The 11,070-nt window shown below is 74.3% G+C and carries 12 protein-coding genes; 6 read left to right on the plus strand and 6 right to left on the minus strand.

What is annotated here, in order from left to right; translation table 11 throughout:
* Positions 1 to 37: 37 nt before the first annotated feature.
* Entirely contained in the window at positions 38 to 1,225 is a 1,188-nt protein-coding gene (locus tag CCN42_RS17795; protein WP_086736919.1) for a 4-hydroxybenzoate 3-monooxygenase, read from the minus strand.
* Between the two features lie 189 nt (positions 1,226 to 1,414).
* On the opposite strand from CCN42_RS17795, the gene CCN42_RS17800 reads away from it, so the two are divergent.
* Positions 1,415 to 3,097 carry an IclR family transcriptional regulator domain-containing protein gene (locus CCN42_RS17800; protein WP_086736921.1) on the plus strand — a complete coding sequence of 561 codons (1,683 nt, stop codon included), beginning with the start codon at positions 1,415 to 1,417 and terminating at the stop codon, positions 3,095 to 3,097.
* A gap of 55 nt (positions 3,098 to 3,152) precedes the next feature.
* On the opposite strand, the gene CCN42_RS17805 is transcribed toward CCN42_RS17800, so the two are convergent.
* Both CCN42_RS17805 and CCN42_RS45645 read right to left on the minus strand, forming a co-directional pair.
* Positions 3,153 to 4,463: an MFS transporter gene (locus CCN42_RS17805; RefSeq protein WP_086736923.1), complete on the minus strand. Its 1,311-nt coding sequence runs from the start codon at positions 4,461 to 4,463 to the stop codon at positions 3,153 to 3,155.
* A 404-nt stretch (positions 4,464 to 4,867) separates the two neighbouring features.
* The gene (locus CCN42_RS45645) at positions 4,868 to 4,999 is read right to left on the minus strand and encodes a hypothetical protein (RefSeq protein WP_281259500.1); all 132 of its coding nucleotides are present in this window, start codon (positions 4,997 to 4,999) and stop codon (positions 4,868 to 4,870) included.
* A gap of 129 nt (positions 5,000 to 5,128) precedes the next feature.
* Between CCN42_RS45645 and CCN42_RS17810 the strand changes: the two genes are divergently transcribed.
* The 3 genes from CCN42_RS17810 to CCN42_RS17820 are packed head-to-tail and all read left to right on the plus strand — an operon-like array spanning position 5,129 to position 6,519.
* Positions 5,129 to 5,500 (plus strand): DUF2795 domain-containing protein, encoded by a 372-nt coding sequence (locus CCN42_RS17810; protein ID WP_086736925.1) that lies wholly within the window; start codon positions 5,129 to 5,131, stop codon positions 5,498 to 5,500.
* Complete coding sequence (locus CCN42_RS17815) at positions 5,500 to 5,955, plus strand: CBS domain-containing protein (RefSeq protein WP_086171833.1); 456 nt, start codon at positions 5,500 to 5,502, stop codon at positions 5,953 to 5,955. Before CCN42_RS17810 ends, CCN42_RS17815 begins: the two co-directional genes overlap by 1 nt.
* Positions 5,956 to 5,976: 21 nt before the next feature.
* Entirely contained in the window at positions 5,977 to 6,519 is a 543-nt protein-coding gene (locus CCN42_RS17820; RefSeq protein WP_086736927.1) for a type 1 glutamine amidotransferase domain-containing protein, read from the plus strand.
* 164 nt (positions 6,520 to 6,683) lie between these two features.
* On the opposite strand, the gene CCN42_RS17825 is transcribed toward CCN42_RS17820, so the two are convergent.
* A complete protein-coding gene (locus CCN42_RS17825) occupies positions 6,684 to 7,013 on the minus strand; it encodes a DUF6158 family protein (RefSeq protein WP_245877337.1) in 330 nt (109 codons plus the stop codon).
* Between the two features lie 68 nt (positions 7,014 to 7,081).
* On the opposite strand from CCN42_RS17825, the gene CCN42_RS17830 reads away from it, so the two are divergent.
* Complete coding sequence (locus tag CCN42_RS17830) at positions 7,082 to 8,200, plus strand: baeRF2 domain-containing protein (protein WP_086736929.1); 1,119 nt, start codon at positions 7,082 to 7,084, stop codon at positions 8,198 to 8,200.
* 28 nt (positions 8,201 to 8,228) lie between these two features.
* Here CCN42_RS17830 and CCN42_RS17835 read toward each other — a convergent pair whose 3' ends face one another.
* Together CCN42_RS17835 and CCN42_RS17840 are read right to left on the minus strand one after the other, a co-directional pair.
* Positions 8,229 to 9,848 carry an ABC-F family ATP-binding cassette domain-containing protein gene (locus tag CCN42_RS17835; RefSeq protein ID WP_086736931.1) on the minus strand — a complete coding sequence of 540 codons (1,620 nt, stop codon included), beginning with the start codon at positions 9,846 to 9,848 and terminating at the stop codon, positions 8,229 to 8,231.
* A gap of 42 nt (positions 9,849 to 9,890) precedes the next feature.
* Entirely contained in the window at positions 9,891 to 10,577 is a 687-nt protein-coding gene (locus CCN42_RS17840; RefSeq protein ID WP_086736933.1) for a histidine phosphatase family protein, read from the minus strand.
* Between the two features lie 58 nt (positions 10,578 to 10,635).
* On the opposite strand from CCN42_RS17840, the gene CCN42_RS17845 reads away from it, so the two are divergent.
* The coding region (locus CCN42_RS17845; protein ID WP_143661940.1) for a phosphatase PAP2 family protein at positions 10,636 to 11,070 on the plus strand (435 nt) is incomplete at its 3' end.

Here is an 11,070-nt window from a genome sequence, read left to right on the forward strand (position 1 = left end):
CCCCTGCCCCCCTCACCGCCGCCTCGTCCCGGCGGGCTCAGCCCACGGGCAGGCCCGCGTAGTTGGCGGCGAGTTCGGCCGCCGCGTGCGGGGAGGTGGCGACGCGGTCCAGCTGGGAGAGCTGGAGGCGGGTGTCGAAGGGGGACTGCGCCGGGTCGGTGTGGAGCGTGGTGGTCATGAACCACGAGAAGTGCTCCGCGCGCCAGACCCGGCGCAGGCACGTGCCGGAGTAGGCGTCGAGGAGGTCGGTGGCGCCGGTGGCCGCCAGGTGGCCGAAGGCGCGGGCCAGGACGGTCACGTCGGCCGCCGCCAGGTTGAGTCCCTTGGCGCCGGTGGGCGGCACGATGTGCGCGGCGTCCCCGGCGAGCAGCACCCGGCCGTAGCGCATGGGCTCGGTCACCGAGCTGCGCATGGGCAGCACCGACCGCGCGGTGATCGGTCCGCGGTTCAGCGGGCGGGTGCCCGCGGCGGCCAGGCGCGCGTCCAGCTCGTCCCAGATCCGCTCGTCGGACCAGCCGTCCGGGTCGGTGCCGTTCGGCACCTGGAGGTAGAGGCGGCTGACCTGCGGGGAGCGCATGCTGGCGAGGGCGAACCCGCGGTCGGAGTGGGCGTAGATCAGCTCGTCGTAGGCGGGCGGGGCGTCGGCGAGGATGCCGAACCAGGAGTACGGGTAGACGCGTTCGTACGTGCTGAGGGTGCCCTCGGGGGCGGCGCGGCGGGTCACTCCGTGGTAGCCGTCGCAGCCGACGACCCAGTCGCAGGTGAGGGTGTGCTCGCGGCCCGCGTGGGTGTAGCGGATGACCGGGGTGTCGGTGTCGGCACCCTCGACGGCGTGTGCCTGGGCCTCGAAGAGCAGCGGCGGGCCCTCCTGGAGCTGGAGGGCGATGAGGTCCTTGACCACCTCGGTCTGGGCGTAGACCCAGACCCGGCGGCCGCCGGTGAGGGACGGGAAGTCGACGCGGTGGGCGCGTCCGGCGAAACGCAGTTCGATGCCGTCGTGGGGCAGGCCCTCGCGCTGGAGACGGTCCGCGGCGCCCGCCTCGCGCAGGGCGTCCACGGTGCCCTGCTCCAGGATTCCGGCGCGCTGGCGCTGCTCCACGTAGGCGCGGTCCCGGCTCTCCAGGACGACGCAGTCGATGCCCTGCCGGTGCAGCTGCCGGGCGAGCAGCAGGCCCGCGGGTCCGGCGCCGACGATGCCCACTCGGGTGCGGCTCGGGTACGCCATGGCGCAGCCCCTTTCCTGTCTCCGATGTCCACGGCTGGACTCTGTTCGCCAAGTGAAGTATTCTTCACTCTTACCGGGCGGCAGTCTCTTCGCCCGTGCGCCGGGTGTCAACACCCCCGCTCGCCCGCGCGAGGCCCGGCGAGGAGTCAGCGTTGACCCGGCCCCCACCCGTCGAGCACGGAGCGCCCCATGTCCCCGACCCACGCCCGGACGGCACAGCCCGCCGAGACGGTGCCCGCGGAGGCCGTCGCGCCGCTGATGCGCGGCCTGACCGTGCTGCGCCGGCTCACCGACGCCGACGGGGTACTCACCCTCGCCGACCTGGAGCGGGCCACCGGCCTCGCCCGCTCCACCCTGGACCGGGTCGTCGGCACCCTGGCCCGCATGGGGTACGTCCGCCCGGACGGCCGCACGGTCCTCCTCGCGCCGGGCCTGATGGAACTGGGCAACGCCTACCTGGCCGCGCTGCGGCTGCCCGCCCTGCTCGGACCGGCCGCGCACGCGCTCGCCGACGAGCTGGACGAGTCGGTGTCCCTCGCGGTGCCCGACGGCGACGGCATCCGGTTCATCCACCAGACCACCCGGCGCCGCACCATGTCCGTCAGCTTCCGCATCGGCGATCTGCTGCCCGCCGAACGCACCGCCCCCGGTGCGCTGTTCGCCGCCCGCTGGGACGCGGACGACTGGGCGCGCTGGCGGGAGCGGCGGGCCGCCGACCCGGCGGAGGAAGGCTTCCCGGCGCTGCCGCCGCACCGGCCGGCCGGACGCCCCTCGGACGCGGAGTTCGACACGGCCGTACGGCTCGCGGCCGAACGGGGATGGGCGCTGGACGACCAGCTCGTCGAGCCCGGGCTGATCGCCCTGGCCGTGCCCGTGCACGCCCCGGACGGCGGTCCCGTCTGCGCCGTGAGCGTGGTCAGCCACACCAGCCGGCACAGCCCCGGATCACTCCGCGAGCGACTGCTGCCCCGGCTGCGGGCCACCGTCGAGGCGATGGAGCGCGACCTGGCGCGAACCCCGGCGGACGGTGAACGGCCGCCCGGGCCGTCGGGTCTCGCCGCCTGGACCGGCGCCTCCAAGCAGGAACTGGGCCGCACCTTCAACGAGTCGCTGGCGCGCGGGCTGACCGTGCTGACCGCCTTCGGCGAGGGCCGCGGAGCACTCACGCTCACCGCCGTCGCCGAGGCCACCGGGCTGGCCCGCGCCACCGCCCGCCGCGCCCTGATCACCTTCGAGCACCTCGGCTACGTCGTCCAGGACGGCCGCCTCTTCCGTCTCACCCCGCGCGTGCTGGGACTGGGGTTCCCGCCCCTGTCGCGGGCCACGCTGCCGCGTATCGCCGCACCGCACCTCGCCGCCCTCACCGAACGGCTGCACGACTCCTCGTCGCTGGCGGTGCTCGACGGCGACGACGTGCGCTACACGGCCCGCGCGGCGGCCCGGCGGATCATGACCGCCGACATCACCGTCGGCACCCGCTTCCCGGCGTACGCCACCTCGATGGGCCGGGTGCTGCTGGCCGGGCTGCCGGCCGCCGAGCGCGCCCGCCGCCTCGCCCGCACCAATCTCGCCCCGCTCACCCCGCACACCGTCACCGACCCCGCCGACCTGGCCGTCCTCCTCGAACGGGCCCGGCAGGACGGGTACGCCCTGGTCGACGAGGAGCTGGAGGTCGGCCTGAGGTCGATCGCGGTGCCGGTACGGGACCGCTCCGGCACCGTCGTGGCGGCCGTCAACGTGGCCATGCACGCCAGCCACCGCACCCGCGAGGAGTGCGTGGCCCGGGTACTCCCCGAACTGCGCGCCGAGGCCGCCCGCATCGAGGCGGACCTCCACATCGCGGGGCGCTTCACACAGGTGCCGGTGGTCTGAGGGGCGCGCCGGGGCGGGGTCCGGACGGCCGTCGGCCCCGCACCCGGTGCCGCCCTCACGCTTTCGCCGTGACCGTGGCCGAGCCCTGTGGACGGGGGCCGGAGAGGCGGCGGGCCAGGGGGACCAGGGCGATGGCCATCGCGCCGACCGCGCCGGTCAGGGCGAAGGCGGTGAAGCCCCAGGTCTCGTTGCCGTTCTGGGCGAGGACGCCGATCAGCCACGGGCCGACGATGGCGCCGGTGCGGCCGACGCCGGTGACCCAGCCGAGCCCGGCGGCGCGCTCGCTGTCGCGGTAGACGGTGCCCGTGGCGGCGTACACCATGACCTGCGCGCTGAACAGCCAGACGCCGGTGACGGCCACCACCAGGTAGGTGACGCCGAGCGGCAGCTGGTTGCGCAGGAGCAGGGCGCCGGCGGCGGTGAGCAGGAACCAGATCGCCGAGACCCGGACGGCGCCGAAGCGGTCGGCGGTGCGGCCGGCGATCAGCATGCCCACGATGCCGCCCGCGTTGATCACCATCAGGAAGGACACCGAGGAGTCGAGGCCGTAGCCGGAGGAGCGCATCATCTGCGGCAGCCAGGTGGAGACGCCGTAGACCAGCAGCAGACCGCAGAAGGACGCCAGCCAGAGCAACGGGGTGGCCCAGCGCGACTCCGGGCGGAACAGCGCGCGGATCGCGGCGAGCCGCCCCTTCGCACCGGCGGCGGGCGCGACGACCGGGGCGGGGCGGGGCAGGCCGTAGCGGTCGGCGACGGCGTACGCCTCGTCGCGGCGGCCACGGGCCAGCAGGACGCCCGGCGACTCGGGCAGCAGCTTCAGCAGCAGCGGGACGGCGATGACGGCCGGGAGCACGCCCGCCCAGAACACCCAGCGCCACCCGGCGGCGGGCGCGAGGGTCATGCCGAGGCCGGTCGCGGCCATGCCGCCGGCGTGGTACGAGGTCATCAGCAGTCCGGTGGTCAGGGCGGCCCGGCGCGGCGGGGCGAACTCCAGCACCATCGCCAGGCAGAGCGGCATCAGCCCGCCGAGGCCGAGCCCGGCGACGAACCGCCCGGCGCCGAACAGCCCGGCACTGCCGGCGGCGGCGCACAGGCCGGAGCCGAGGGAGAAGAGGACGACGCTGGCGACGAGCATGGGGCGGCGGCCCAGCCAGTCGGTGACGTTCCCGGCGAGCAGCGCGCCGATGAGCATGCCGAAGGTGGTCCAGCTGCCGATGGTGCCGGCCTCGGCGGCGGTCATGCCGAGGCCGGCGTCGTCGAGCATGTACGGCATCACGGCGCCGTAGATGTTGACGTCCATGCCGTCGAAGAAGACGGCGAGCCAGCACAGCGCGAGGACGGGGAAGACGGAGCGGAATGAGGTCATGTCTGTCCCTGGAGGTACGGGAGAGCGGAAGCGGGCGCACCCAGCCCCTGTCACAGCACGTTCGCATGGTGAAACTTGCTTCACTGGCTGGGCTGGGTGAGTTTCGCCGCCCGCGGACCCGACGTCAATGCCTCGCGCACGCCATTGACAGCCCGCCCCCGAACGCGCAGACTCGCCCCAGGAGATACGGTGAATGACTTTTCACCAGACGAACAGGCGGACAGCGCGAGTGCGCACCGCATGACCGTCACCGTGATGTCCTGACCGGCGGCGAGGAGGATCCCCGCCGCGGGAGCCGAGGACGTCCCGCTGCCGCGCCGAAGGGCCGGCTCCCCGCCCGGCGCCGCTGAAGCGCCCGAGCGCCGCCTCGGCGCCGCAGCCCCGGTTCAGCGCCCGGCGCCCCTTCAGTGCCGTAGTACGACCGGCTCGGCCGCGTCCGGTTCCCGCTCCGCCGGCAGCATCAGCTCCTCGTAGCGCCCGAGGGCCAGCACCGTGCCGAGCAGCACGAACGGGAGGAGCACAGCGAAGACCGCCATGGCCTGTCCTTCCGCAGAGGTGTGCGCGGGGGGCCTCGGCCGGGTCTCCGGCGATCCGGCGCGCAAACCCGGTGTCGGTCCCCTCGCCTCGGGTACGCGGTGCCCACCCCCGAAGATGTGGAGGGAGACATGCAGCGAGGCAGTGACCGGCTGAGCGTGCACCGGGACGACGAGATGAAGCACCAACTGCAGGGCATGCTGCGGTCGGGCCATTCGACCCGTACCGAGGAGTGGCACGATCCCGAGCCCTCCGCCGACGACGACCCGCGCGTGGCGGGCGGGCCGGCTCTGGGCACCCTCGAGGAGACCCGGCTGGAGCTGGCCCGGGTCCTCGGCCGCAAGCCCTTCCCGGCCGGACCCGGCGAGCTGATCGCCGAGTTGCGCCGGCACAACGCGTCCGACGTGCTGATCGAGCCGCTGACCCGGCTGCCGCGCGGGGCCCGCTACGGCAACGTGCAGGAACTGGCCGTGGCGCTGACCCGCCGGGAAGAGGCGCCGTGATGGCCGACTACGTGAGGGAGGTGATGACCCCCGGCGTGGTGGCCGTCCGCCCCGACGCCTCGCTGGTCGAGGCCGCGCAGCTGATGCGCAGCCAGAACATCGGCGACGTGGTGGTGGCGGACGGGCAGGACGTGGTGGGCGTGCTCACCGACCGGGACATCACCGTGCGGGCCGTCGCCGAGGGCCGCGACCCGCTCACCGTGAGCGCCGGGCAGGTGTGCACCCCGCATCCGGCCGTGGTGGCCCCGGACGACCCGGTGTCCACCGCGGTGGCCCTGATGCGGGAGAAGGCGGTGCGCCGGCTGCCGGTGGTGGAGCGCGGGCTGCCGGTCGGCATGGTGAGCCTCGGGGACCTCGCCGTCGCGCAGGACCCGGACAGCGCGCTCGCCGACATCAGCCGGGCCTCCCCGGACGACACCGGCCAGGACACCGGGCCCGGCCTCGCAGGACCGTGAACGAAAGGACGTCGATCGATCATGCGTATCGCTTTCCTGACCGCACCCGAGGGTGTCGAGCAGGTGGAGCTGACCGACCCCTGGCAGGCGGCCGAGGACGCCGGTCACCAACCGGTGCTCGTGTCGACGAAGCCTGGAGAGGTCCAGGCCTTCAACCATCTCGACAAGGCGGCCACGTTCCGCGTGGACGAGGTCGTCGGCGAGACCTCGGCGGAGTCCTTCGACGCGCTCGTACTGCCGGGCGGCGTCGCCAACCCCGACTTCCTGCGGATGGACGAGAAGGCCGTCGCGTTCGTACGGGACTTCTTCGAGCGGGGGCGGCCGGTGGCGGCGATCTGCCACGCGCCGTGGACGCTCGTCGAGGCGGACGTCGTACGGGACCGTGAGCTGACCTCCTGGCCGAGCCTGCGCACCGACATCCGCAACGCGGGCGGTACCTGGGTGGACGAACAGGTCGTGGTCTGCGAGCGGGGTGCGAACAAGCTGGTCACCAGCCGCAAGCCGGACGACCTCAAGGCGTTCTGCGAGGCGTTCCTCGACGTCTTCGCCAAGGAAGCCGCCTGAGCGGGAGCCGCCTGAACGCCGGTGCTCCGTCCGGGCAGGCCCGCGGGCCGCACGTCATGCCGCCGGGAACCATTCCACAGGGGTTCCCGGCGGCATCATGACGTGCGGTCCTGAGGGACTGTGCCCTGAGGTGACCTCCGGGCCCTGAGTGAGCACGGGCGGTCCTACGTCCGCGGGGCGCCCGCCCCGGTGTCGCCGGGCCCCCACTTGCCGACCGGTGCGCGCCCGTCGCCGGGGTCCGCCGCCGCGCGTTCACGGGCGCCGTCCCGGGTGCGGCCCGCGGAGACGAAGCGGCGCGGGTTGCGGCGCAGGTACTCGCCCTCCAGCTGGGCCATGCGCTCGTTGTGCGCGCGCAGCGCGTCGTTCGAGCCGTAGAGCAGCGTGTCGTGACGCGTGCGGTGGATCGTCTCCAGCTCCTTCATGAGCTGCTGGTCGTCCAGCCGTCCCGGGTCGACTCCGGTCATCGTGGTGCCCCGCTCGTCGTGTTCGTTCATGCGGTTCGGGTACCCGCCCGGCGATGAGCACTACCAGCACTACCCCCGATGGCATCCGGGAGGGAGCCATGGACCTCGCGTTCCTGCATCCACTCTACGAACATCAGGGGCCGTGGGCCTCCGTGTACGTCGATCTCTCCGTGCACGCGGAGGACACCCCCCACCAGCGGCATCTCACGGCCGAGGCGATGGCCCGGGACCTGAAGGGCCAGGGCGCGGACGAGGCGACCTGCAACGCCGTACGGGACGCGATCGAGGAGCTGAGGCATTCCTCCGAGCCGCACGGGCGGGCCCTGTTCGCCCGGGCCGGTGAAGTCGTCCTCGACCCGTCGCTGGCCCGGCCCCCGCAGGGCGGCAGCTGGGCCCGCTGGGCTCCCCTGCCCCGGGTCTCGCCGCTGCTGGACCTGGAGGGCGAGGACGCGGTGTGCGTGGTGGCCTACATCGACCGCAAGGGCGCCGATTTCGAGCTGCGCAGCGGCGTGGCCCGGGAGGACGCCGGGTCGGTCTCCGGACGCCAGTGGCCGCTGCACCGCACCAGCTCCGCGGAGTGGTCGGAGCGCCACTTCCAGCTCCGGGTGGAGAACACCTGGGAGCACAACGCCGCCGAGATCGCCGACGCGCTCGCCGTCTGCCAGGAGGAGACGAAGGCCGACCTGCTCATTCTCGTGGGCGAGGAGCGCGAGCGGCACGCGGTGCGCGACCGGCTGCCGCAGCGGCTGCACGACCGGGTGACCGAGGCGCCGCACGGGGCGGGCAGCAGGCTGCTGGACGCCGATGTGGAGGCGGCCCGGGCGGCCCACGAGCGGGCCCGCGCCGATGCGGAGCTGGAGCGGTTCCTGGCGGGCCGCGCACCGGACGCCGACGGGCGTGTGGTGGCGGCCGAGGGCGTGCCCGCGCTGGTCGAGGCGGCGCGCGAGCACCGGATCGACGAGCTGCTGATCCGCCCGGACGGCCCCGACAACCACCGCGAGGTGTGGATCGGCGAGGACCCGGACCAGCTGGCGGTGCGCCGTACGGAGCTGAAGATCCTCGGCGAGCAGCACTCCTGGCCGGCCCGCGCCGACGACGCGCTGATCCGCTCGGCGGTCGCGACGGCGGCCCCGGCGATCTCGGTGGCCACGGCCTCCGAGGCCCGGCGGGAGGACGTCCCGGTGGGCGGCCTCGGCGCTTTGCTGCGCTGGAGCTGAGCAGCCCGGCCCGGTGGCACGGGCGGTGCTACCGGGCCCGCTCCACCCGCCGTTCGTCCCACACCGGCTCGGGCGTCTCACGGACCCTGCCGTCGCTGCCGAAGACCAGGTAACGGTCGAAGGAACGGGCGAACCAGCGGTCGTGGGTGACCGCGAGGACGGTGCCCTCGAAGGCCTCCAGGCCCTCCTGGAGGGCCTCGGCGGACTCCAGGTCCAGGTTGTCCGTGGGCTCGTCCAGCAGCAGGGCGGTGGCGCCGGCCAGTTCCAGGAGCAGGATCTGGAAGCGGGCCTGCTGGCCGCCGGAGAGCCGGTCGAAGGTCTGCTCGGCCTGCGCGGTCAGCTCGTAGCGGCGCAGGCGCGACATGGCCGCCCCGCGGTCCTGCGAGTGCTCCGCCCACAGGATGTCGAGCAGCGTCCGCCCGAGGAGTTCGGGGTGGGCGTGGGTCTGCGCGAAGTGTCCGGGCACGACCCGCGCGCCCAGTTTCCACGTGCCCGTGTGCGCCACGTCCTCCCCGGCCAGCAGGCGCAGGAAGTGCGACTTGCCGGAGCCGTTGGAGCCGAGGACGGCGACCCGTTCGCCGTAGAACACCTCCAGGTCGAACGGCTTCATCAGGCCGGTCAGCTCCAGGCCCGCGCAGGTGACGGCCCGGACGCCGGTGCGTCCGCCCTTGAGCCGCATCCGGATGTCCTGCTCGCGCGGCGGCTCCGGCGGCGGGCCGGCCTCCTCGAACTTGCGCAGCCGGGTCTGGGCGGCGGCGTAGCGGGAGGCCATCTCGTGGCTGACGGAGGCGGCCTGCCGCAGGTTCAGCACCAGCTTCTTCAGCTGGGCGTGCTTCTCGTCCCAGCGGCGGCGCAGTTCCTCGAAGCGGGCGAAGCGCTCCCGACGCGCCTCGTGGTAGGTGGCGAAGCCGCCGCCGTGCACCCAGGCGTCGGCGCCCGCGGGGCCCGGTTCGACGGAAACGATCTTCTCGGCGGCGCGGGCGAGCAGTTCCCGGTCGTGGGAGACGAACAGGACCGTCTTGCGGGTCTCCTTCAGCCGTTCCTCCAGCCAGCGCTTGCCGGGCACGTCGAGGTAGTTGTCCGGCTCGTCGAGCAGCAGGACCTCGTCGGTGCCGCGCAGCAGCGCCTCCAGCACGAGGCGCTTCTGCTCGCCGCCGGAGAGGGTGCGCACCTGGCGCCACTGCGCCTTCTCGTACGGCACGCCGAGCGCCGCCGTGGTGCAGATGTCCCACAGGGTCTCCGCCTCGTAGCCGCGCGCCTCGGCCCAGTCGGCGAGGGCCTGCGCGTAGGCGAGCTGGGCGGCCTCGTCGTCGACGGTCATGATCGCGTGCTCGGCCCTGTCCACGGCTCGCGCGGCTTCGCGGATGCGGGGCGGCGCGACGGAGACCAGCAGGTCACGGACGGTCGTCTCGTCCCGTACGGAGCCCACGAACTGCCGCATCACGCCGAGTCCGCCGCTGACGGTGACGGTGCCGCCGTGCGGGGTCAGCTCTCCGGAGATCAGCCGCAGCAGGGTGGTCTTGCCGGCGCCGTTGGGTCCGACGAGGGCGACGACGGCGCCCTCGCCCACCCGGAAGGACACATCGCCGAGCAGTGTCCTCCCGTCGGGGAGGTGGTACTCGAGGTGTGCGGCTTCCAGATGTCCCATGGGGCCGCATTGTGCGGGCCCGGCAGGGCGGGCGGCAAACCGTTATCGCGCGTCGTCGCGCCCGGCGCGCGGTGCCCCCGTGGCGTCGAGGGGCCGGCCGGCGGGGCCGCCCTCGCCCTCGGCGGCGACCGTGGCGCCCGCCCAGCTCAGCGCCGTCCAGCCGGTGCCGGGCGAGCCCTCCAGGGCGACGACGCCGGTGTTGTCGAGGGGGTGGGCGGCGGCGAAGGACACGTCGACGTTGCGGGCGCGGGCCGCCGTCCACATGCGGATGGCGGCGCCGTGGCTGAACAGGGCGACGGTCGCGGCGCCGTCGCGCGCGGCCTCCTCGACCACCGCGTCGTAGCGGGCCAGCGCCTCCGTGCCGCTCTCGCCGCCGGGCATCCGCAGCCCGGTGTCCCCGGCGGCCCAGGCGAACACGGTCCGCATGTACTCCAGGCCCTGCTCGCTGTCGCCGGGCAGCATCTCCAGGTCGCCCGCGGACAGCTCGCGGATGCCGTCCCGGACGTGCACGTCGAGCCCGCGGGCCGCGGCGAACGGCGCGGCGGTGAGCTGGGTGCGGACCATGGTGGAGGCGTAGACGGCCTCGATGTCCTGGGCGGCCAGTGCCTCGGGCAGCGCTGCGGCCTGCCGTTCGCCCAGCTCGGTCAGGCCGGGTCCGGGGACCGCCGTGTCGAGCAGGAACTTCACGTTGGACGGGGTCTGGGCGTGTCGGACGAGCAGCAGCCGCACAAGGCCTCCGGGTAGCGGGACGGACAGGGAACGGGCACTTCCGGGTACCCGCCTCTGTATGAGCCCAGACGTCGATCTGACCGCCCGGAAACCCGGCCCCCGGCTGCTGCGGGACCGCCTGCTCGCCCTGGACTGCAGGCTGTTCGAGTTCGCCGCGGCGCGGCACTGGCCCGCCGCCGGGCCCGTCCTGCCGCGCCTGAGCCGCGGCGCCAACCACGGCGTGCTGTGGTTCGCCACGGCCGCGGCGATGGCGGCGAGCCGCACCCCGCGGGCCCGCCGGGCCGCCGCGCGCGGGCTGGCCTCGCTGACCCTGGCCTCGGCGACCATCAACACCGTCGGCAAGCGTTCGGTGCGCCGGCCCCGGCCGGTGCTCGACCCGGTGCCGCTGGTGCGGCAGCTGAAGCGGCAGCCCATCACCACCTCGTTCCCGTCCGGGCACTCGGCGTCGGCGGCGGCGTTCGCGGCGGGGGTGGCGATGGAGTCGCCCGGGTGG

It is taken from the genome of Streptomyces glaucescens (assembly GCF_002154375.1).
GTDB lineage: Bacteria > Actinomycetota > Actinomycetes > Streptomycetales > Streptomycetaceae > Streptomyces > Streptomyces glaucescens.

Bases quoted from the DNA above. Each gene is read 5' to 3' on its own strand.
- CCN42_RS17830 (WP_086736929.1), top strand. From the start codon at position 7,082: ATGGACCTCGCGTTCCTGCATCCACTCTACGAACATCAGGGGCCGTGG.
- CCN42_RS17835 (WP_086736931.1), bottom strand. From the start codon at position 9,848: ATGGGACATCTGGAAGCCGCACACCTCGAGTACCACCTCCCCGACGGG.
- CCN42_RS17820 (WP_086736927.1), top strand. From the start codon at position 5,977: ATGCGTATCGCTTTCCTGACCGCACCCGAGGGTGTCGAGCAGGTGGAG.
- CCN42_RS17795 (WP_086736919.1), bottom strand. From the start codon at position 1,225: ATGGCGTACCCGAGCCGCACCCGAGTGGGCATCGTCGGCGCCGGACCC.
- CCN42_RS45645 (WP_281259500.1), bottom strand. From the start codon at position 4,999: ATGGCGGTCTTCGCTGTGCTCCTCCCGTTCGTGCTGCTCGGCACGGTG.
- CCN42_RS17815 (WP_086171833.1), top strand. From the start codon at position 5,500: ATGGCCGACTACGTGAGGGAGGTGATGACCCCCGGCGTGGTGGCCGTC.
- CCN42_RS17800 (WP_086736921.1), top strand. From the start codon at position 1,415: ATGTCCCCGACCCACGCCCGGACGGCACAGCCCGCCGAGACGGTGCCC.
- CCN42_RS17825 (WP_245877337.1), bottom strand. From the start codon at position 7,013: ATGAACGAACACGACGAGCGGGGCACCACGATGACCGGAGTCGACCCG.
- CCN42_RS17805 (WP_086736923.1), bottom strand. From the start codon at position 4,463: ATGACCTCATTCCGCTCCGTCTTCCCCGTCCTCGCGCTGTGCTGGCTC.
- CCN42_RS17810 (WP_086736925.1), top strand. From the start codon at position 5,129: ATGCAGCGAGGCAGTGACCGGCTGAGCGTGCACCGGGACGACGAGATG.